Annotated in this window: 19 protein-coding genes and 1 pseudogene; 2 read left to right on the top strand and 18 right to left on the bottom strand. The window is 43.4% G+C overall.

What is annotated here, in order from left to right; translation table 11 throughout:
* Positions 1-70: 70 nt before the first annotated feature.
* Positions 71-1,465, bottom strand: a complete 1,395-nt coding sequence (locus ISG33_RS11050) for a polymorphic toxin-type HINT domain-containing protein (RefSeq protein ID WP_195733639.1) — start codon at positions 1,463-1,465, stop codon at positions 71-73.
* Here ISG33_RS11050 and ISG33_RS11045 point away from each other — a divergent pair.
* The gene (locus ISG33_RS11045) at positions 1,448-1,609 is read left to right on the top strand and encodes a hypothetical protein (RefSeq protein WP_195733638.1); all 162 of its coding nucleotides are present in this window, start codon (positions 1,448-1,450) and stop codon (positions 1,607-1,609) included. The two genes, ISG33_RS11050 and ISG33_RS11045, sit on opposite strands and share 18 nt — an antisense overlap.
* On the opposite strand, the gene ISG33_RS11040 is transcribed toward ISG33_RS11045, so the two are convergent.
* From ISG33_RS11040 to prlC, 14 genes and pseudogenes are all read right to left on the bottom strand, one after another.
* Entirely contained in the window at positions 1,593-2,036 is a 444-nt protein-coding gene (locus ISG33_RS11040) for a hypothetical protein (protein ID WP_195733637.1), read from the bottom strand. The two genes, ISG33_RS11045 and ISG33_RS11040, sit on opposite strands and share 17 nt — an antisense overlap.
* A 24-nt stretch (positions 2,037-2,060) precedes the next feature.
* Positions 2,061-2,702 (bottom strand): annotated as a pseudogene (locus ISG33_RS11035) (RHS repeat-associated core domain-containing protein); the annotation flags it as partial.
* A gap of 78 nt (positions 2,703-2,780) precedes the next feature.
* Entirely contained in the window at positions 2,781-3,380 is a 600-nt protein-coding gene (locus tag ISG33_RS11030; RefSeq protein WP_195733636.1) for a lytic transglycosylase domain-containing protein, read from the bottom strand.
* 180 nt (positions 3,381-3,560) lie between these two features.
* Positions 3,561-4,883, bottom strand: coding sequence for an MFS transporter (locus ISG33_RS11025; protein ID WP_370545316.1), 1,323 nt, complete (start codon positions 4,881-4,883; stop codon positions 3,561-3,563).
* 52 nt (positions 4,884-4,935) lie between these two features.
* Positions 4,936-5,379: a SirB2 family protein gene (locus ISG33_RS11020; RefSeq protein WP_195733635.1), complete on the bottom strand. Its 444-nt coding sequence runs from the start codon at positions 5,377-5,379 to the stop codon at positions 4,936-4,938.
* A gap of 142 nt (positions 5,380-5,521) precedes the next feature.
* Positions 5,522-6,259: an oxygen-binding di-iron domain-containing protein gene (locus ISG33_RS11015; protein WP_195733634.1), complete on the bottom strand. Its 738-nt coding sequence runs from the start codon at positions 6,257-6,259 to the stop codon at positions 5,522-5,524.
* 26 nt (positions 6,260-6,285) lie between these two features.
* Positions 6,286-6,780 carry a hypothetical protein gene (locus ISG33_RS11010; RefSeq protein ID WP_195733633.1) on the bottom strand — a complete coding sequence of 165 codons (495 nt, stop codon included), beginning with the start codon at positions 6,778-6,780 and terminating at the stop codon, positions 6,286-6,288.
* A gap of 272 nt (positions 6,781-7,052) precedes the next feature.
* Positions 7,053-8,681 (bottom strand): ubiquinone biosynthesis regulatory protein kinase UbiB, encoded by a 1,629-nt coding sequence (gene ubiB, locus ISG33_RS11005; protein WP_195733632.1) that lies wholly within the window; start codon positions 8,679-8,681, stop codon positions 7,053-7,055.
* A 1-nt stretch (position 8,682) separates the two neighbouring features.
* Positions 8,683-9,351 (bottom strand): ubiquinone biosynthesis accessory factor UbiJ, encoded by a 669-nt coding sequence (locus ISG33_RS11000; RefSeq protein WP_195733631.1) that lies wholly within the window; start codon positions 9,349-9,351, stop codon positions 8,683-8,685.
* Positions 9,352-10,236 carry a bifunctional demethylmenaquinone methyltransferase/2-methoxy-6-polyprenyl-1,4-benzoquinol methylase UbiE gene (gene ubiE, locus ISG33_RS10995; protein ID WP_229333540.1) on the bottom strand — a complete coding sequence of 295 codons (885 nt, stop codon included), beginning with the start codon at positions 10,234-10,236 and terminating at the stop codon, positions 9,352-9,354.
* Between the two features lie 128 nt (positions 10,237-10,364).
* On the bottom strand, positions 10,365-11,297 hold the full coding sequence (locus ISG33_RS10990; RefSeq protein ID WP_195733630.1) for a hypothetical protein: 933 nt from the start codon (positions 11,295-11,297) through the stop codon (positions 10,365-10,367).
* Positions 11,290-11,868 carry an ABC transporter ATP-binding protein gene (locus ISG33_RS10985; protein WP_195733629.1) on the bottom strand — a complete coding sequence of 193 codons (579 nt, stop codon included), beginning with the start codon at positions 11,866-11,868 and terminating at the stop codon, positions 11,290-11,292. Before ISG33_RS10985 ends, ISG33_RS10990 begins: the two co-directional genes overlap by 8 nt.
* The gene (locus ISG33_RS10980; RefSeq protein WP_195733789.1) at positions 11,869-12,501 is read right to left on the bottom strand and encodes a DNA-3-methyladenine glycosylase I; all 633 of its coding nucleotides are present in this window, start codon (positions 12,499-12,501) and stop codon (positions 11,869-11,871) included.
* An 89-nt stretch (positions 12,502-12,590) separates the two neighbouring features.
* Positions 12,591-14,621: an oligopeptidase A gene (gene prlC / locus ISG33_RS10975; protein WP_195733628.1), complete on the bottom strand. Its 2,031-nt coding sequence runs from the start codon at positions 14,619-14,621 to the stop codon at positions 12,591-12,593.
* A gap of 210 nt (positions 14,622-14,831) precedes the next feature.
* Between prlC and gorA the strand changes: the two genes are divergently transcribed.
* A complete protein-coding gene (gorA, locus tag ISG33_RS10970; RefSeq protein WP_195733627.1) occupies positions 14,832-16,181 on the top strand; it encodes a glutathione-disulfide reductase in 1,350 nt (449 codons plus the stop codon).
* A gap of 32 nt (positions 16,182-16,213) precedes the next feature.
* Here gorA and ISG33_RS10965 read toward each other — a convergent pair whose 3' ends face one another.
* From ISG33_RS10965 to ISG33_RS10955, 3 genes are all read right to left on the bottom strand, one after another.
* Positions 16,214-17,269: a 2-dehydropantoate 2-reductase gene (locus tag ISG33_RS10965; protein WP_370545307.1), complete on the bottom strand. Its 1,056-nt coding sequence runs from the start codon at positions 17,267-17,269 to the stop codon at positions 16,214-16,216.
* A gap of 34 nt (positions 17,270-17,303) precedes the next feature.
* Positions 17,304-18,413, bottom strand: a complete 1,110-nt coding sequence (locus ISG33_RS10960; RefSeq protein ID WP_195733626.1) for a DUF2855 family protein — start codon at positions 18,411-18,413, stop codon at positions 17,304-17,306.
* A 74-nt stretch (positions 18,414-18,487) separates the two neighbouring features.
* Entirely contained in the window at positions 18,488-20,557 is a 2,070-nt protein-coding gene (locus ISG33_RS10955; protein WP_195733625.1) for a hypothetical protein, read from the bottom strand.
* Positions 20,558-20,706: the final 149 nt, after the last annotated feature.

The following is a 20,706-nucleotide window of genomic DNA, read 5'->3' as shown; positions in this document are numbered from 1 at the left end:
TAGCTGAATGCCTATCAAAGATATGTTTCCAATCAAAACCTTTTGCTTTTGGTCCTCTGAATTTGCATTGTTAATTTTTGTTGGTGTTATGAACTAGTGCTCCATTAACACCAACAAAGTAAGTATGAGCGTTGGCTACAGTTATATTGAAAACTGCTCCTTTATGTTTTTCCGAATCAATACTTGAAATGTCTTTTGAATCACCTTTAAAAAGCAGAGAGTGATTTGATGTAATTTCATCAGCCTCAATCCATGAGTCGCCAGTATAGAACGGATGCTCTCCTGTTGATGTTATTACTTCTCCATCATCCAGAGTAATGCTAATAAGGTCGTAATCATCCTCATGTTGAATGAGGTGCGTTATAGGATTCAAGCTAGTTTGCTTGGTCTTTTCGTCATAGGACCACACCACATCACCTATTTTAAGGTCTTCTATAGGAATCAATCCTTTATCGGTATGAACTAGCGTCCCTGCTGGAAAACTATTAAAGAAACAGGGTACTGAGTCGAAAAGGTTTTCCGCAATGTTCTTTGCCTTTTTTGAAAGGAAGCTGAACATTTTTCCTCCGCCAGCACGACTCATGATTATCATCATTCCAACATCTTTGGCAGTTATTTCGCTTTCGCCTGTCGCGAACCCATACACGTCAATTGCAGTTGAGACGATACTCATAGTGGTCAATATTCCACTAATCGTTTGTCCAGCAGTTAAACTACTCAAGCTAAAATTACCAGTCGGGTCTGTATAGTTCACAGGGTCAGCATTAGCATACAGATACTTGTGCATTGTTACTGGGTCATGGTTGTGGCCCATCCAAGTATCTTGCTGAGTAAACCTTCCAACACCCTGGTCATAATATCTGGCTCGTAGATAATAATTATCTAATCCAGAGTCATACTGCTCACCCGTAAACAAATAATCATTCTGAGTATCACCGGTTAAGTTCAGCAGGTTACCGAAAGCATCATACTTGTGGGTATCACTGACATTACCACCAGCATCAGTCAAAGCACGAGTTGAACCTAAACCATCATAAAGATAATTGAAAGTTCCACCGTTTCGGCTCATGGATAGCAAGTCATCACCATAAGTGTACGATGCTTTGATGATGCGATTTGCATCGCTTTCAGCTATCACTTGCGCGTAGTCGCGGTTGCTGTCCACGATGAAATCGGTGGTAATACCGTCCACGCTTTTGCTAGTGCGAATACCATCAGGGTTATATTCGTAGGTGATGGACTGCGTACCATCGTTAAAGCCTATCAAGCGCTGATTGGCATCGTACGAGTAGGTTTTAGTGTTCACACCGTCTGTTTCGCTCAGCATGTTGCCTTGGGCATCGTAGGTATAGGTAACATTATCATCAGCATCAAGCGTGGTGATTGACGCCACTCGGTTCAAGCTGTCAAAGGTGGATACACTGACTAAACCATTGGGGTAGCGAATGTGGGTTTGCTTGCCCACGGCATCGTATTCAAAGGTGGTGGTTTGGCCTTGATTGTCGGTGACTGGGGTCAGATGTTAATTACCCAAATATCACCGAACGATCAGTCGTTTTTTATCTTCTTATCGACAACTGATATCGCTTTTACTAAGGCAGTTTCTTAACTCCTTTTAAGTTATCAGCGATGTGCGATGGCAATACTCCAAGAAATACTCTGGGTCTAAAAATAGTAAAGCTCTCAATTCTATCTGAGCCTCGCTTGTTTTCGACTTCGAATAAAACACCCTCTTTATTTATAGGCTCATATATTCGCCCTTGGGTTTCACAGTCGCCCAAATAGTCATAGACTTTGCTAATCTTATCGCCTATGCCAATTTTCCCTTCAAATTTAACGGTGCTATTTCTCACAAAAGAAATTTGTTCGATTTTATTATCACATTTCGCAACAAGAAACCAAATATTCAATGATTGGTATCTTGTATAGTTCTCTAGGAACTTCACTTCTGAGAACACTAATGTGTCATAATCAGCTTTGTTAAATAAAATATCAACGCTAAACTCTAAACTGTTGATAAAGTTAATATCCCTCATAATATTCCTTGCTTAAACTTTCTATTACAGTGTTTTTCCGCTTGTTTTGACCCAGCGACGAATTTCTCGTTTTAGATGTGACTCAAAAGATTTCTTCCCTTTGTATCCACAGAACTTATCAACTTTTTTCGCGGCTGTAATTGTTACGTTAAATGCAAGCTTTCTTGTACCTGGGTTGTTAGAAAAAAAGGCCTCAAATCTACCTGCACTTGTATTCAAAGGAGGTAATCCAGCTTCTCTAAACAGCATGTTTTGAACCGTATGAAGCAATTGATGAGTCTGTTTCGCAGTTTGCAATAGTACTTGTTTTTCAGCACCGCCAATACTTTTTTGAAGTGGGTGATGCTCTTCCACTCTATCAGTTTTTGCGTTTACATACTGTTGACCAACAAAACATCCTACCTGTTTTGTCAAATTAACAGGGTTCCCTTTAGTTTTTCCGCTGAACAATCTCACCCTGCTGCTTACTGTCGCAGTCCTAATAGTAGCTTGCCCACTGGAAGCGATACTAATATTGTCAATTCTCACGAAACCCGAGGGATCTATTCCATTGACCGGATCAGAATGAACAAACAAATATTTGTTAAGTGTTAGCGGTGTGCAGGGCTTGCCATACCAAGTATCCATCTGCGTAAACCGCCCAACGCCTTGCTCATAATACCGCGCTCTTAGATAGTAGTTATCCTATTGCGCATCATATTGCTCGTCAGTGTTCTATAAGTTGGGCGTGGTGCCCATTTGAGATTAGGAAGAATGCTCGTTACTATAGCGGGAATATAGAATATTCACTCGGCGCAGATATTCTTTGGTTTCGTTGAAGGGTGGTACGCCGTCGTAGCGTTTTACTGCGTTCTCGCCAGCGTTGTAAGCGGCAATAACTCGGTCACGATCTTTGTCAAACTCTTTCATTAACCACGCCAGATACTGAACGCCAGCACGAATGTTTTGTTCTGGATCGTGAGCATCGGTCACGTTAAATCGTTCTTGAGTCGCTGGCATGAGCTGCATAAGCCCTTGTGCGCCAGCTTTTGATAGCGCATCGGGATCAAACCAAGATTCAGCATGAATAATAGCTCTTACTAAAGCCTTATCAACGCCAAACGTATTCGCAGCATCGTCGACTTCATCGGCAAAAGCCGCCGGCTCAAGTGGGGTATTTGCCCAATCAATACCTGTACGGCAAGTACCAAAGCAACCATGATTCTTGATTGAAGCCTGTTTTTGACTAGGCTTTTTATTGGTTAATACTGTTACGCCGTTTTCATCCACGTAGGAATACACCTGCGCATAAGCAGAGGCGCTCAACGCAAATAAACCCAAGTAAAGTATTAATTGTATAGCCACATAAAACCGCACGTTTAACCACTCTATTATCATTTTTTACTATACCAACTCATACTATCGCGTTTTTATCTCTGACTCACTTATACACGGTCATATTTAGTTATAAAGATAATCGCATATATTCCACAACGACGTTCTTCGTTATTTCTCTTGTTAGCTCAGGTACTTTACACGTGTAAATTACTGCCTACCCCGCATCGCCGACACGACGCTTGCAATAATAACAAATGTGAGCGACATCATTAAGGCCAAGGAAATTGTGCTCATTAGCTCTGCGTTATTACTGGCATTAAAGGTTTCATCACCAATGTAGAAGTGCATCATTAAGTTCACAATACTCATGCCAAACAGGTTACCGATGGTGCGCGATAAATTCATAGATGCAGAGGCTACACCTACTTCCTGCTCTTTTACCGCACCCATAATGGCTGAGTTATTAGGAGTTGAAAACAAACCAAAACCCAAGCCAATGAGCGCCAGCGAAGCTGATATGTATAAGGCAGTCGTGTTGGTGTCGAGGCGAATGAGCAGTGCAAAGCCCAAACCGACAATTACACAACCTGTGGTGGCTACAATACGCGGTTCAAACCTATCGGCCAATTTCCCTGCAAAAGGCGCCACTATCGCCATGAGCAAGGCTTGCATAAGTAGTATTTGCCCAGAATAGGCTGGGCCGTAGCCTTTGATGTATTGCAGATATAAGCTTAATAAAAAGATAATCGCAAAGTTACTGCCGTACATAAAAAATGAAGTCATCAATGAAAGGCTAAACACGCGACTTTCGCGGAACATTTGCACTCGAATAAGCGGTTGCGGGTCGCGACGCTGATGCATTACAAAGCTCACTAAACTAAGCAGCGACAAGCTCAAAATACTTAGCCCTAACAAGCTAGGAAGCTTACTTAAGCCATATACTAAAGTGCATGAGAAAGTGATAAAAATACACGAACCAACCCAATCAAAACGCGAGTGCTCGTCGTTCTTCCATTCGCCCGGTAATTTTAAATATATAAAAGCGAGCAACATCAGCATAAGCGGTATTTGAAAATAAAACACCGAACGCCAGCCTAAAAATTCAGTAAGCCAACCACCTACCGCTGGCGCTAGGGTTAAGCCCACATACACGCAGGCGGCTAGTTTACCTAAGGCTGCACCGCGCTTCTCCGAAGGGGTAACTGAAGTAATAATAGCGACACCTGTGCCAAATATCATCGCGCCTGATGCTCCTTGCACAAAACGCCAAAACAAGATCCAATCAATGTCGGACGCTAGGGCACACATTAATGAGGCAAGCGCGTTTAAAAGTAAGCCCATTGCATACACACGCTTTCGACCGTAATTGTCGGCGAGCTTGCCAAACGGTAACATTAAGGCCACGTTGGCTAAAATATATAAGGTGGGTAACCACGACACTTTGATTGCGTTAGCTTGCAATTCTTCCGCAAGCGCAGGAATGGCCACATTAACGGCAGCCATGCCCATTGGCGCAATCAGATAACCGATGCATACCGCAAGTAGAGCTGCCGAGGTAAGAGAAAGCGGCTTCAGAAGGTACTCAGCTAAGCGATGTTAGGAATATTTGCGCTTGCTCTAAATAGGCGCTGGTATCTTGCTCTGCCCCTTTCACCTTGAGGTGATGAGCATAGGCAAGACGGGCACTCATGACTAACCAGAAAATGGCACTGATCAAACCAACAAAACGCCACAGATTAGTTTTCGCCCATTTCAAAGCCAGGGTGATCGACAGCACGTACAACACAAAGCCACCTAACTTCGACGAAGCCCAACCATTAACGAATGGATATAACTTCAAGGGATTCACTGAAATCATATAAATAAAGGTGATCACAAAAAGGGTGTATAGAATGTGTGGGCCAATTTTCAATACTTTATTCTGAGCCGCCGGCGACTTTCTCATCATCAACACGAAGTTGATGATGAAGAAAACAAAGGTCAGTAGAATAATGGTTAAGTGGGTATGTTTAACAATGGTATACATGCCGAGTTCCTTGCGTTTTTTATTATTATTACGAAGTACGCAAGCCTAGTTAGACCTGCGCTCTTCGTTACGATGAACAATGCTCACAACAGTATATACCACCTTATGCAGATTAAGTTTTGTTTAATCGTGCTTTTTTCTTTTAGGAACGAACTGCGGTGCCCACCTCTAGTTTTTCAAACCATTCAAGGAAGCGTTTAATATCGTCACCTTTAAATATCCGCCCGTGCTGTGGGCACATCATGTCGATGTCGAGCTGACTCACACGCTCTACCCAATCATTTTTTGCGCGATTCGATGGCATCCATCGACGATGAAAACCTTCCATTTTAGGGATGTGAGACTCAAAGTCTTCTACTTCCATTGGCGCATCGTGGGGCTCTAGTGCAGCGCCGATGTCGCCACTCATTAAAATCTTTGCCTTTGGATCGTAAACATTAAAATTGCCAGAGGAATGAAGATAATGTGCGGGTATAAATTCAATTTCAATTTGGTCTAGTTGCAGCTTTGCACCGCCATCGGGAATGCCCTTGAAAGTCATTTTGTCCATGCCGAAATGTCGCAGAAAACCTTCCCATATCTGCGGGGAATGCAGAGTCGCATTAGTAAGCGCCTTGTCCCACAAACCAAGCGAGGAAATAATGTCGGGGTCTTGATGCGAAGCAAATACCTGCGTGATATTCTCAATAGGCACTTCTCTTACTACGCTCGCCAACATTGGTGCGAATAGCTCGATACCACCTGGGTCCATTAAAAAGCCATGATTTTTAGTTTTTATCATGTATTGGTTTGTATCGATAACGCTATGAGGCTTGTCGGGATCTCTTCCAAACACAAACCATTCATGATTGTTCGCTTCAAATATCTTTTGGCTTTTCATCTGTTCTCACTTTAGTTAAGTTTTGGCTACTTGCTTCTAGGCATGAGTTTTATGGCATCACCAACATGCTTTTCTATGCGCGATATTGCGCTACCAATATTTTTGGCATTGTCGGTAAGTTGATTTGAATACTCGCTGCTTGCTTGAGAGGCTTCAACCAAAGACATAGAAGCCAGCACTTTACCTACGTCGAGCTCTTGCTTGAGCACTTCGAGGCCACGAGCAAGTTGGCGCGACAAACTGTCGATGGTTTCGGTTTCACTTTTAACTTGTTGATTAATGTCGGCGTAATTAGTTTTGAGGCTGTCTATGTGAGTAGCTTGCTGGCCTTTATCAAAGGCTGTTACATATCGTTGTTGGGCGCTTTCGGTGCGCACTGCATTGGTGGTGAGCTTGCTAATTTGCATGGCTTGTTTATTAATGTCGTTCGAGGCTTGAATGGTTTTGCGCGCAAGTTGGTCTAAAAACTCCGCCAATGCACCAAAACCTGCCGCATCTGTGCCAGCCCTTGCCGCCAACACACCGGCATTGTTCGACGCTAAAGATATTTCTTTAGCAACAACAATCGCCTTTTCTAAGTGTGCCGCTATGTTTGCTGCAACTACAAACTGCTGTGTATCTTGCTTGATGACTATCTCCTGCCTGGTTAAACACTGCGCTTATGTTTTTATCGGCCGCAGTTAACCGCTACTTAATACAAATAGCGCTATTTATTCAGTCAAGATTACAATAAACGTACCAGTTTAAAAAATAAACAGAAAATAGATGATGTGAGCATAGCTTAACGCCTTGGCTAGGAAAGTCTCCGCCATGATAGAAACCAACAGCTTAAACCGACAATGCCTATTGGAACGCTCCACCACATCGACTTGTCAAACAAGTACATAAGCACGGAAATGACGGTAAATGCGGCTGCTAAGTGGCTATAAAAACGCGCTTTTTGCGTGCTTTTAATGGCTTCTATTTGCAGCTCATGGTGTTTCTGCTGCTCTATTGGAATGCGCTTTAACTGGCGCATGCCATCATAGAGTAAGTCGGGCATTTCGGGGAGTTTCTCTGACCAAAAAGGCAGATTTTCATAAACCTTGTTCAACATGGCCTTGGGCCCAACTTGTTCCTTCATCCAGTTTTCAAGGAAAGGCTTTGCGGTTTGCCACAAATCCAACTTCGGATATAACTGTCGGCCTAAACCTTCAACGTATAATAAGGTTTTTTGCAACAACACCAATTGCGGCTGCACCACCATATTGAAGCGTCGCGCTGTATTGAATAACTGCAGAAGCACGTTGCCAAAGCTAATGTCTTCAAGCGGCTTTTGAAATATAGGTTCGCACACCGTTCTTATCGCCATTTCAAAGTCGGCGATGTTAGTATCGGCAGGTACCCAGCCAGAATCGGCATGAAGCTCGGCCACCTTCCGATAATCACGGTTAAAAAAGGCAATGAAATTTTCTGCCAGATAACGTTTATCTTCTTTGTTAAGCGTGCCGACAATGCCGTAGTCGATACCGATATACAGCGGATTTTCGGGGTGCTCTCTACTTACGAAAATATTACCTGGGTGCATATCTGCATGAAAGAAACTATCACGAAAAACTTGAGTAAAAAACACCTCAACACCACGCTCTGCAAGTAGCTTCATGTTGGTATTTTGTGCTCGCAAGCTACTTACATCCGACACTGGAATACCGAAAACGCGCTCCATAACAATCACATTTTTACGACAATGATCACTATAGAAGTGCGGCACATATAAGGCTTCCGACCCTTCAAAACTTCGCTTAATTTGTATGCCATTAGCTGCCTCACGAAGTAAATCAAGCTCATCTAATATAGTTCGCTTGTACTCCCGCACCACCTCGACAGGTCTCAAGCGCCGGCCATCAGGAAGGATTTTTTGTAACACTCGCGCGATGCTTTCTAGCAATTCTACGTCGGCTTCAATCGTTTGTTTGATTTGCGGTCGAAGCACCTTAACCACCACCTGCTTACCATTGCTTTTTAAGATCGCGCTGTGCACTTGCGCAATGGAAGCCGACGCCAGCGGCGCCGATTCAAAATCGCTAAAAAGTTCTGATAAATCGCTGAGCTCTAGCGCCTCGCGAATAGTTTGTTCGGCAAGCTCTGATGAAAATGGTGGTACGCTGTCTTGCAGCATGCTGAGTTCATCGGCAATATCTTGTGTTAGTAAGTCGCGGCGGGTAGACAGCATTTGACCAAACTTAATATATACCGGCCCTAGAGTTTCCAGCGCCAAACGGATACGTCGGCCCTCAGATTCTTGCTTGTGCTTGTTAGGAAGCCAAAATATACACTTGCGAAATAAGCGAACATACCAAGGCCTAAATCGAGAAGGGATCACCTCATCTAGCCCATGGTTTAACAGCACTTTGCCAATGTGATAGAAACGACCAATACGCAAGTTATTCACCCTTCTTTGTATTTAACTTTCGGCTCGAGGCCTTTTCGAGCAGAGCCACTCTGGCTTCCATTCGGTCGGTGCTATCACGCAATTCGTTTACTTCTTGAATATAGTTCTCAACCATGATCGGCCTCACGGCTATACGTTTTTCGTCAAGTAAGGCGTCGCTCAGTGCACCCATCGCTAATTGATGATTATGCTTAGCAAAACGCTTGAATTTATGAACTTGCTGCATAGTGGTGTGTGCTGCAATATCACCCACATATTGCGACAATACTTCTTCAATATCGATATTGATACCGTTAAATAAAGCACTCATGTTTTGTGCAATTTGCAAGTTACCATCGAAATCGAGTTTACCGTCACGAATCAAACGTGTGATATTACTGGTATCTTTGATTTCGTTGATGATAAAAAGTGATAGGTCGATACTGCACTGATCATGAGTTAGTTTAGGGCTAACTTTATGCTCACTATGTTGCTCAGCCGAGCTTACGGCCACTGCATTCTCACTAAATGAAAATACTAAGGGGAATGGCAACTCATGCAATTGAATTATGCATTGTTTCGAAACGAGTGGCGCTAGTAACTTTGAGCTGTCATCGTCGAACGATAGCAGTTTCGCTAAGGCGACTTCAATAGCAGCGCTAAGCAGTTGTGCTTGATACATTTAAAACTTGAACCCACGGTGCAATGCAACAATACCACCGGTGAGATTGGTATAGCTGGTTTGTTCAAATCCAACTTCCTTCATCATGCTCTCTAGAGTGACTTGATCGGGATGCATACGAATCGATTCTGCTAAATACTGATAACTTTCTGCGTCATCGGCAACCAATTTGCCCATTTTGGGTAAAAGATGGAAAGAATATGCGTCGTAAACTTTGCTCAGTGCTTCACTGTTGGGCTTTGAAAACTCCAATACCAATAAACGGCCACCAGGCTTTAATACTCTGAATATTGACGCAAGTGCGTTAGACTTTTCAGTCACATTACGCAAGCCAAACGCCATGGTAACTAAATCGAAATGGTTGCTGGGAAAAGGAAGTGCTTCTGCATTTGCTTGCACATAATTCAGATTCGACATGATACCCATGTTGGTCAGCTTTTCTTTACCTACCATCAGCATAGAGTGGTTAATGTCGGCCAGCGTCACCTGCCCAGTTTCACCCACAATACGACTGAATTTAGCGGCTAAATCACCCGTTCCACCAGCTAAATCAAGTACCTTATGACCTGGACGTACTCCACTGCAATCTATCGTGTAACGCTTCCACATTCTGTGGATGCCAAGTGACATTAGGTCGTTCATTAGGTCGTATTTAGCGGCAACAGAATGAAACACGTCGGCAACCATCGACTCCTTCTGCGCTTTTTCTACTTGTTTGAAGCCAAAGTGCGTTTGGCTAGCAGCCGCCTCATCACTGTTGCTGGTGTTGACGGAGCCGCCATCTGCATCGCCGGTGTCGATATCGTTTAGGTGATCAAGCAAGTTAGATGAGTTAGAAGCGCTAGCATTAGCTTCGCTTGATTGCGTTACGTTGCTTGTAGTCATGGAAACCTTCGAAGTATGAAGAAGCATAAATGATATGCGCTAAGTGTAGCGAAAAAGCCAAAATAATTCACCTTTAAGTGACTGATAATATTAGGGCCGATGGAAATTTGCTTTACAACTTAGGTCAGTTAAATTCTAGTAAGTAAATAGGCAGAAATAAAAACAAGTGGAAATAGGGAAATAAGCGCCCATTTCACTCGCTTTATGAGGCCGGTTAGCCTTGTTGGCATGGCCTGTCCTAGGCTTTGCCAAAAAATCATATCGCGATGTAGGTTTGTTTGTACTAACTTACTCAGTAGGGCAACAAAAAAGCTTCCAAGCATCATAATACTGATACCGATACCGGCTAGAAATGCAGTATCTATATCGCTTGTTGCTAGTTTTGCCATGAGAACGTACATTGCCACGACTAGCAAGGCTCGTAACCAAGCGCCTGATCTCATCAAATAGAAAAATAATTTCGTATTGAGCCTGGTCTTGGTAACTTCCTTAATTTTTTCCCCTACGCTGGCCTTTTCACCTAGACTACTTGCACTCAACCACGCGTTTAGCCGCTCTTTGAGAATAAAGGGGGAACCTGAATATAATTTGTATCGCCACAAAAATGTCGCAAACAAACTCAGATAACAAACAACAACGTAAATCATTGATTGGATGTTTATCTCGATTCTAGCAAAGGCCGCCAACACCAGGATATGAAAGATGGCGGCTTGCCGATTCAAGGCAACAAAGTGGTGTAATAAGGCTCTGCCCTTTCCCATACTGAGTTTTAAAAACTGTAACTCTGAGCTTTGCCAATACAAAAAGTAGAACTGTACGAATACTATGCAGAGCAAAGCTAAGCTACACGCCACCATGGCGAACTCAAGCAACGACACTGCATTTACGGCTAAATAGCCTAACAATGGAGCAGCAAATAGCATGGTAGCACCCGCAATTGGCCCCATAAAAATGAGAAAACCAATGAAAAACTGGTATAGCCTGCGATTATTCTGAAAAAAACGCTTAGTTTTACGCTGCATGATGGTATGCAGACTGGGTTTTGCAAACACCTTAATCATCCATAGCTACGCAAGGCAGTTCACCTAACAAACGATGATGGTCAACAATGATCTGAAAGCGCTGATCGGCTAAAATGAAGTCTTTCAGTAGATCGCGACTCTCTACATCAAGATTGGCGAAGGGTTCATCTAATAACAACACATCTGAGTGCTGAGATAGCGCAGCAATCAACAAAAGCTTCTTCAACGAGCCCGACGATAACTCGCTGACTCTACTGTGCAAATGTGCGTTGAAATTCAGTTGCTGTATCAGCGTTTCTCTTAGTTCAGTATCAACCTTTTGATAGCGCTCTATTAGCGCCAACACCTCAATCGCAGTGTAAACATCAGGTGGAAGCACAGATTCACTTGCCAGCACAATTAAGACTGTCGAGTCTGATGGCGTTGCTTGCCAATCAATATTACCTGAAGAGGTCTCTTCTAAACCCGCGATGATTCGAAGCAAAGTAGACTTGCCGCTGCCGTTTGCGCCTTGCAATAGGCTTCTTGGGCTATCAAAGCGCAGGCTAAGGTCTTTGAACACCCTCTTAGTTGCATAGAATTTACTGAGTTTGTCGCATGAAAGTATCACCTATGCCATTCCCACGTAGTTATCGCCGCAGCTATACGACACTATTTGGCTTAGCTCCTGAAGCGATAAACCGCTCTCTTGTTGCCAATGCAGAAAAGTGTCTTGAATGGCTTTTAAACTGCGCTTCGAGCGAGCCGAGCCCGTGATCAAACCATGTTCCACAAAGTAAGCTTCTACGTCACGACTTAACAAGAATGTATCGACGCCAAGCATTCTAAGGGCATAAGGACCAGTATTCCCGCCCAGTCGAGCGCCATGCTTTTTCAAATAATCCCAAAGACCAACAATATCGTCGCTAGGCCACTGGGCAACAAATTTTGCAAAACTACCATACTCACGACGAACATCGTCAATCATCATGGCGTTCTCACGGATCGTTTTCACTTTGTTAAAGTTTCGAATAATGGCTGGGTTTGTGGCTTTTTGTTCTAGCATTTCATCGGGCATCAACAATATTTTGTCAATGTTGAATTCAAAGAATACTTCTTCAAAGCTTGGCCATTTATTTCTTACCACGCGCCAAACAAAACCCGACTGAAATACTTTTTTGGTAAATTCAGCCAAAAAGCGATCGTCGGTGATCTCGAGTAACTGTTGTTTCGAAGCCGGCTTAGAAATAAGTTCTTTCACCATGGCTTCACTGACTTTGCGTTTACATACCCTGTCGTAAAGGCTGGCAAAAGCTTCGGCCTTTACGTGAGTGTCGTTTAGCTTTGCCGAACTCACGCCGCGATGCCACTGTGACGAAGCAAGGCATCAACCTTAGGCTCGCGCCCTCTGAAAGCAACAAAAAGCTCCATGGGCTCTTTACTGCCGCCCATTTCAAGAATATTCGTTAGAAAGTCCTTGCCTGTTTGCTGATTGAAGATACCTTCCTCTTCGAAGCGTCCAAATGCGTCTGCCGACAGCACTTCAGCCCACTTATAGCTGTAATAACCAGCGGCATAGCCACCTGCAAAAATATGCCCAAAGCTATTTTGGAACTTATTGAATTGCGGTGGAATAATCACTGCAACCTCACTGCGTACTTCATCAAGTATTTTTTGCACTGATTTGTCGCTATTTTTTTGCTGATGCAATTTGAAGTCGAACAAAGAGAACTCTAACTGACGCACCATTTGCATCGCCGACTGGTAATTTTTCGCAGCAAGCATTTTCGTTAACAACGACTCAGGCAAAGCCTCACCGGTTTCATAATGACCCGAGATAAAAGTAAGGGCCTCTGGTTGCCAACACCAATTCTCGAGGAACTGACTGGGCAACTCAACCGCATCCCAAGCAACACCGTTGATACCAGACACAGCGCCCGTTTCTATTTTGGTTAGCATGTGATGAATACCATGACCAAACTCATGAAACAACGTCACTACTTCATTATGTGTAAATAAAGCAGGTTTACCGTCAACTGGGCCGTTAAAGTTGCAAGTAAGATAAGCCACGGGCAATTGCAAGCTTCCGTCAGGCAAGCGGCGTCTTACTCGACACTCGTCCATCCATGCACCACCGCGCTTCTTCTCACGTGCATACAAATCAAAATAAAACGAACCTCGCAGCTCATTTGTGCTATCAAAAATATCGTAGAAGCTCACATCGTTGTGCCAAACATCTACATTATCTCTCGCTACAATACGCAAACCATACAAGCGCGATACTACCTCAAATAAGCCTTTTACCACGGTGTCTTCTGGGAAGTAGGGACGTAGCTCCTCATCCGAAACCGAATACAGCGCTTGCTTCAGTTTTTCACCATAGTAGGTGTAGTCCCAAGCATGTAAATTGCTAAGGCCATAGTTTTTCGCAGCAAATTCCTCAATATCGCGAAGCTCTTTTTGCGCTTGCGGTTTGGATTTTTGCGCTAAGTCCTCAAGAAAGCCAACGACTTGCTCGCTCGACTCCGCCATTTTCGTCGCCAAAGAACGTTCGGCGTAGTTATCAAACCCTAGTAGTACCGAAAGTTCTTGTTTTAAGGCTAGCATTTGATCAATGTTGTCGGCGTTATCAAACTCGCCAGCATTCGGGCCTTGATCAGAAGCCCTTGTACTAAAAGCGATATAAAGTTCCTTGCGAAGCTCGGCGCTATCGGCATACATCATCACCGGTAGGTAGCTGGGAATGTCGAGTGTGAACAACCAGCCTTCTTGTTCTTTGCTCTTTGCCGCTTGTTTGGCAGCCGCTTTGGCAGAATCGGGCAGACCAGCCAAATCATCCTCGTGAGTCACTAGCTTGGTGTAAGCCATTGTGGCATCCATGACATTGTTGCCAAAACTGGAGGAAAGCGCTGACAATTGACTTTTAATCTCGGCATAACGCTTTTTGTCTTCATTTTCTAAAGCCACACCTGAAAGTGTGAAATCGCGAATGGCATTGTTAACAACCTTTTGTTGAGCCTCAGATAAAGCGTCATACTCATCACTTGCTCGTAACTTTTTATATAGCTCGAACAAAGCTTGATTCTGCCCAACCCAAGTACCGTAATCGGACAGCAGCGGTAAACAGGCGTCGTGTGCTTCACGCAGCTCATCACTACTAATCACCGAGTTCATATGACTAACCGGAGACCACATTTTACTGAGGGCATCGTCGACATTTTCTATTTTTTCGACGACCTGCGCATAGCTACTGTCACCTGCATCAACCACGGCTTGAATAACCGCCTTGCAATTGTCGATGGCTTTGGTGATAGCAGGAAGAATATCGGCGGGCTTGATTTGACTAAATTCTGGTAGCCCAGACACATTTTCGATAGCGCTCATGTCGTTTTCTCTTAGTTATTGGTAAGCTGTCATGCTTGATTTGTATGTATTTATAATTGGGCACGCTTGTGCAGATCACAATACTTACAAAAAGATTTTTTGAATGAAAACTTGATAATTACGGTCTAGTAGGCATATTTATACACACCACTTTATAAGTAGCCAACTGAAAAATAGCATCGAATTAGGCTGCAGGGCACTAGGAGCATTATGAAACACTTTGATTATATCTGTATAGGCGGCGGTAGCGGCGGTATTGCGTCAGCGAATCGCGCAGCGAAACATGGGAAAAAGGCAGCTATTATTGAAGCCAAAGATATTGGTGGTACTTGCGTGAACGTGGGGTGTGTTCCTAAAAAGGCAATGTGGTTTGGTGCGCAAGTCGCTGAAGCCATTCATAAATACAGCCCGGATTATGGCTTTGACGTAACGGTGAATAACTTTAGCTGGGAAAAATTGATTGAAAGTCGGTCGGCATATATCGACCGCATCCACGCTTCTTACGACCGAGTACTTGGTAACAATGGCGTTGAACTCATTAAAGGCTTCGCTACCTTTGTCAACAACAACACAATCGAAGTAAACGGTGAAACCTACACAGCAGATCATATCACCATCGCAACGGGTGGCCGCCCCATCAAGCCTCCGGTGCCAGGTGCTGAGCTTGGCATTAATTCAGATGAATTTTTTGACCTTAAACACCAACCCAAACGTGTAGTGGTTGTAGGTGCAGGTTATATCGGTGTTGAGCTAGCCGGTGTAATGCACTCATTGGGTTCGGAAACGCATTTACTAGTACGCCGCGAAAAACCGCTGCGCAATTTCGACGACATGCTTTCCGACACATTAGTAGAAATTATGGCTGAAGACGGTCCTAAGCTACATCCTCATACCGAAGTAACTAGCATAGAAAAACAACAAGATGGCTCACTGAAAGTGAACCTAAATACTGGCTGGCATATCGATTGTGATTCGCTCGTATGGGCTATTGGCCGCGAGCCAGCAAACGATAAGATTAAATTAGAGAATACAGATGTTGAGCTTGATCAGCGCGGCTATATCAAAGTCGATAAATTCCAAAACACCAGTGCAACTGGTATTTACGCGGTGGGCGATAACATTGGCAAAATAGATCTCACACCTGTTGCAGTTAAAGCGGGTCGCTTACTCAGCGAGCGTTTATTTAACGGGCAAAGCAATGCACACATGGATTATGATTTAATTCCAACTGTTGTATTCAGCCACCCTGCTATTGGCACCATGGGTTTAACCGAAAAAGAAGCAATTGCGCAGTATGGGCAAGACAACATTAAAGTGTATAACTCAAGCTTCGCTGCAATGTATACCGCAGTAACCACTCACCGACAAGCAACTAAAATGAAACTGATTTGTGCCGGCGAGAACGAGAAAGTTGTTGGCATTCATGGTATTGGTTTTGGCATGGATGAAATACTCCAGGGCTTCGGTGTTGCACTGAAAATGGGCGCAACCAAGGCTGATTTTGATGCTTGTGTTGCTATTCACCCTACTAGTGGCGAGGAGTTTGTCACGCTCACGTAAAACAGCGTGCTCACTTTAAAGCATATTATGAATTAAAAGCGTGAGAGTATTTCTTCGGCTGACAGCTGAGGTGAACCACTCTCATCGCTTTCAGCCTGTTTTATAAGATTGACAATAGCGTGATTGGCAGGTGTATGAATACCAAACTTCTTAGCTAATACTAGGATTTCTCCGTTTAGGTAATCAATCTCAGTTTTTCTGCCTAGAGAAAGGTCTTCGTACATGGATGATCGAGCCTGTGGGTCAATTTTCAAGCTTGCACTTGCCACGAGTTTGAACAAAAAATTGGGCAAAGACATGATAAACGGCATATATTTTGGAATGACTTTGCCAGTTCTTGCAGGTTCAATGCCTGCCGCCTTCATAGTATTGAGAGCCTCTCTTAATACCGCTACCATTATCTTTCGATAGTTGGCATCGTTAAGCTGATCAAGCAACGGAATTCCCGAAAGGGCATTAACGGCATTGTTCAAATTCATGAGTAACTTGCCCCATTGCACATTGGTTATGTCCTGATATTGAGTAATACTCAAGCCTGCTTGATCAAAAAGAGCAAAGACTGGCTCTGCTCTGTTTTCTGGGTCCTCAATGGCGAGTGCGCCTTCTGTACCGCAGTGGAAGTGGCCTTTACCCATGCCAAGTACGTTAAATGGCACCATACCACGTAATACTGAAAAAGTAGGTAGGTACTGATCTAACAATATTCCATTACGAACACCATTTTGAAAACTAATCACTAGGGCTGTGGGTTTAGCATGTTTATAGATAATTTTTGCCGCTTTTTGCGTATCACCGCTCTTCACGCATAACAGGATAATATCAGCATTGTGCATCACGGCGTTAGAGCCTGTGAATTTCACTTGTTGTGCGCTGAGTGATGTATCTCGACCTTTATAATCACTTACTCGTAATCCGTTTTCCGATATCTGTGCTTGAATTCGATCTCGGCCGATTAACGTTACATTAGCGCCGACACTGAGTAAGCAACCACCTAAATAACAACCAATGCTACCAGCACCAAATACGACAATTTTTAGGCTGTCGTTTTGAATAGGAGCTTGCATGTCTTCAACCATTTCAGTGCTCAATAAGGGACAACGTGAATGTGCTCAGGGTAGTCATTTAAAGTTGAATAATCAATCCGACTTCTGGTGGCACCTTGCCATTGCATACATCATTAAAAATGCTGCTCATTTCTTCTAAGCCATTAAGCTTATTCATTTTTAGCCATTTAGCACTTTCACCAATAGAATGCTTAAGGTACGCATTGCTTAATTGCTCAAAGCCTGCCATACCATGCTCTTTAATAAGCGCTTGAAGTTGTGATGGGGCAAAGAACATCTCACTGCGCTCAGCGTTAAAATGCGGGCCAGGCTGCATATCTTCCCAGTGCGTTACACCAACGTTAGAACAAAACATCATATTGTCGCCTAAGTGCTCATGTAAATCGCTTAGCAAACTCCCATTGCCCGACATATCAACAATCAAGGTGGGAATAGACGCGTCAATCTTACTTAGTTCATTGTAGGCAAAGGTATCATCATAAACATTAAGCCCCAGCACCATATTTTTATTCGCAGACGATGTCAGCGCTATTTGTTTCGGTGCCTGCTTGTCGTTGGCAACGCCATAGGCTAAACCTGTGCTCGTTTTACTCGACGCACTTAGCATCACGATTTGTTTTGCTCCAAACCAGTTCTTAGTTTTGAAATAGTTGTAGAGTGAAAATGCGGTGATATGAAGTGGGTAAAGCAACATACGATACTGCTCAAAAGACTTATCATAATTTGCTTCCGCCTGCACCCTACGATAAATGTTATAGCCCACTGGAAGCTTACTTCTATGAACACTTGCGTCAATCCAACTGCTTGGGCTGAGCGAACTGGGTTGCATAATCAAATGACTGGAAGGCGGAAAATAACCAAATAAGCGCTCACCTATTGGTACGTCGGGATGATTTGACCTCACTACATCAGCAAAGCCCCAAACAGGAAGAATTCCCCAATGATCATTTACGGCATTACTCTGGGCTTCTTCCACGGTCAATTGTGGTGGAAAAAATTGCCAATAACCAAGTTTGTCACCGACAACGGCATAGGTAATATTATTCGCTGTTAAGGCAAAGGAATCGACCTTTAGCAGCACTTCCCCATCAGCTAGCGTGTTTTCTTGAACAGAACTGCTTACCAATCGAGTCTTGGTGTAATTCTTACGGCTTATTTGTAATTCCATCTAATTCACCTCTTATTCACAGCTGTCAACTTATAAGCTTGTTAAAAGTCTAAAGGGCGCAGACTAGTGAATTTTTAATAGCTATTAAAGGGTTGTGCGCTAGCATCTTCAATTTCAGGAAACTTAGCCGCTAGGCGCTCAAACAATAAAATATCAATGACTTTGAGTCTATGTAAGCGTTGTAGATGCTGGGAGTTGAGCCTTGTTCTCTCTAGTAATCCTTCGAGCAAAGCATCATAGTCATAAAGCGTACTTAAGCTACTCGAGTTCTTGAAATCCAAAGCAAGCATAAGGGCATCTCTACCCTTTGGATAACCATGAAATTTCAGCAGACCTTTTTTGCCCTGGCTTAGGATGTAATTAGCCGATGTGATACTGAAATTATGCAGCTCTTGTGCAAGCTCACTTGGAAAGGTATCTGGATGCGCGAAGAAATCACTTTTAATCGATGTAAAGTAACCAGCTTGACCAAATAGGCAGGTCGTTGGGTCGGTATTATTGAAATTGATATAGCGTGCAAGCGAGAATGATGCATAAACGCCATCGACGTCGTATTCTTCGCATAACTTATTCACCAAATACTGACGTTGCGATAAGTCCATATCAATTTCGGCAAGCGAGTCAGCCAATGCTTTAAAGTCGTCTCTAATATCGCCAATATTTTCAACTAAGTCGTCGATTTTGCGAGTATCAGCATCTGAGCGTAAACTTTGTTCGTAATAAAGGTCGACCAGTGTGGGTGAAACCGAGGCAAGATTATCAACTTGCGCTCTAAAACCCAGACCATCCTTTAAATAAGGAGTCAGGTCTTTCACAAAATTCATGCCTGGTAATTGCTGTGCCCAGGCCTCTTTCAACGGGCCGCACTCTCTTTGCTTCTTACTTTCTTCAGCTAGCACTTGCTGTAACTCTGCAGCGTTGCGTTCAAACAGCATGCGAAGGTCCGGATCAAGTTTCTTAGGTGTTGCTGAACTTAGCTTTAGGAATATTTGTGCCTTCAAATCCAGCGATTGAATCTGTTCACGAAGGGCTTTGGTTACACCAACGAGTGGATAGCCCATTAATTCGATCTGATCAAGCTCTTCGTTTTGATAGTATTGGGCACCATGCTCATAATCCCGCAGTAGACTCATCATTTCAACTTGGCTACTGTTGAGTTCCTCGTCATCAACCGACAACAAAACCTTCATCAACAATGTGTTTACAGGCGAGAAGGTGAATTGTGTATAGCGTAGGCCCTCTTGAGCCAAAAGTAAGCGAACGACGTCAATACTATTGTTGTCGATTGCAGCTTGTAGGGCTGTCTCACGCTTTCCATCTTTATTGAATACAGGTTCATTCTCAAAATCCATTCGGCTTAGTAAAGAGGCAACTAAGCGCGCATTGCCACCTGAACGTATTACCTGTGTAAGCATTTGATGCGTAACCTCTACTCTTCCTAAAAGTGCGTCGGCTTGAGAGCCACTAGCGTTAGCTAAGGTATTTCCGATGATAATGTCTGGAGATAAGAGAACGAGTTCTTTGCGCAAGCGGGTAGATAAGCCTCGCTTTCCGCTCAAAGCGCTAAATTCATCAATAATTCGAGGTAGCGCTGCCAGCTCATTATTTTGCAATGCTACCGAAAGCTCTTGAATTTTTTTCATCATCTCATTTTGCAAAGCCGACGGCTCGGTTCCAATTCGATGATACTCATAGTCTGTTTTAAACTGCTTGGCTTCGTTGCGTTCAATTTGAGTAACGGCATCCTGAGCACTCACTAAACCTAATGAATGCATGTGCATCATAGCGAGTGCCCACTGTTCTTTATCTCTGACTCTTGCTAATTCATTATTGTATCTTTGCCTAAGCAGCTTACTCTTACTTTTCAACTCTGTGAGATCAATATCGCAGCTTCTGTATAAGCGGCTTGCTCTATACATGAGTCTGAGCTCACTTGCAGTATATTCGTCTTTGATGGGGTTGTTTTTGATGAGCGGTTCGAGAGTAGGCCTTTCTTCCTTTTTATTTTGCTGCTCAGATTTGATAGCTTGCGCGCTTTGTGAGCTGTTAAAGCCTGAAAGGTACTCTTCTCCTTGGTAAATAAGCGCGACCAGCAAAACGCTTATCAGAACCACCATGATGACGAATTTTTGTGTACTGTTCATAGCAAATCCTTTTGTTGAAGAAAGAGTTCGTAGTGCAAAGAAAGAAAGCTCTCGCAATTGGTCATATTTTGACTATAGCAAAAAACAAAATGTTAGTAATTTATATTCTACACTGATAACACACTAACACAAAAATTCGAAGACCTAGT

Origin of the sequence: Marinibium conchae, from assembly GCF_015595035.1 — a bacterium.
Classification (GTDB): domain Bacteria; phylum Pseudomonadota; class Gammaproteobacteria; order Enterobacterales; family Alteromonadaceae; genus Glaciecola.
The sequence above is the reverse complement of the archived record's forward strand: the minus strand, read 5'-3'. Positions and strand labels throughout refer to the sequence as shown.

Bases quoted from the DNA above. Each gene is read 5' to 3' on its own strand.
- ubiE (WP_229333540.1), bottom strand. From the start codon at position 10,236: ATGACTACAAGCAACGTAACGCAATCAAGCGAAGCTAATGCTAGCGCT.
- gorA (WP_195733627.1), top strand. From the start codon at position 14,832: ATGAAACACTTTGATTATATCTGTATAGGCGGCGGTAGCGGCGGTATT.
- ISG33_RS11015 (WP_195733634.1), bottom strand. From the start codon at position 6,259: ATGAAAAGCCAAAAGATATTTGAAGCGAACAATCATGAATGGTTTGTG.
- ISG33_RS11040 (WP_195733637.1), bottom strand. From the start codon at position 2,036: ATGAGGGATATTAACTTTATCAACAGTTTAGAGTTTAGCGTTGATATT.
- ISG33_RS10980 (WP_195733789.1), bottom strand. From the start codon at position 12,501: ATGGTGAAAGAACTTATTTCTAAGCCGGCTTCGAAACAACAGTTACTC.
- ISG33_RS10990 (WP_195733630.1), bottom strand. From the start codon at position 11,297: ATGATTAAGGTGTTTGCAAAACCCAGTCTGCATACCATCATGCAGCGT.
- ISG33_RS11020 (WP_195733635.1), bottom strand. From the start codon at position 5,379: ATGTATACCATTGTTAAACATACCCACTTAACCATTATTCTACTGACC.
- ISG33_RS11000 (WP_195733631.1), bottom strand. From the start codon at position 9,351: ATGTATCAAGCACAACTGCTTAGCGCTGCTATTGAAGTCGCCTTAGCG.
- prlC (WP_195733628.1), bottom strand. From the start codon at position 14,621: ATGAGCGCTATCGAAAATGTGTCTGGGCTACCAGAATTTAGTCAAATC.
- ISG33_RS10960 (WP_195733626.1), bottom strand. From the start codon at position 18,413: ATGGAATTACAAATAAGCCGTAAGAATTACACCAAGACTCGATTGGTA.
- ISG33_RS10955 (WP_195733625.1), bottom strand. From the start codon at position 20,557: ATGAACAGTACACAAAAATTCGTCATCATGGTGGTTCTGATAAGCGTT.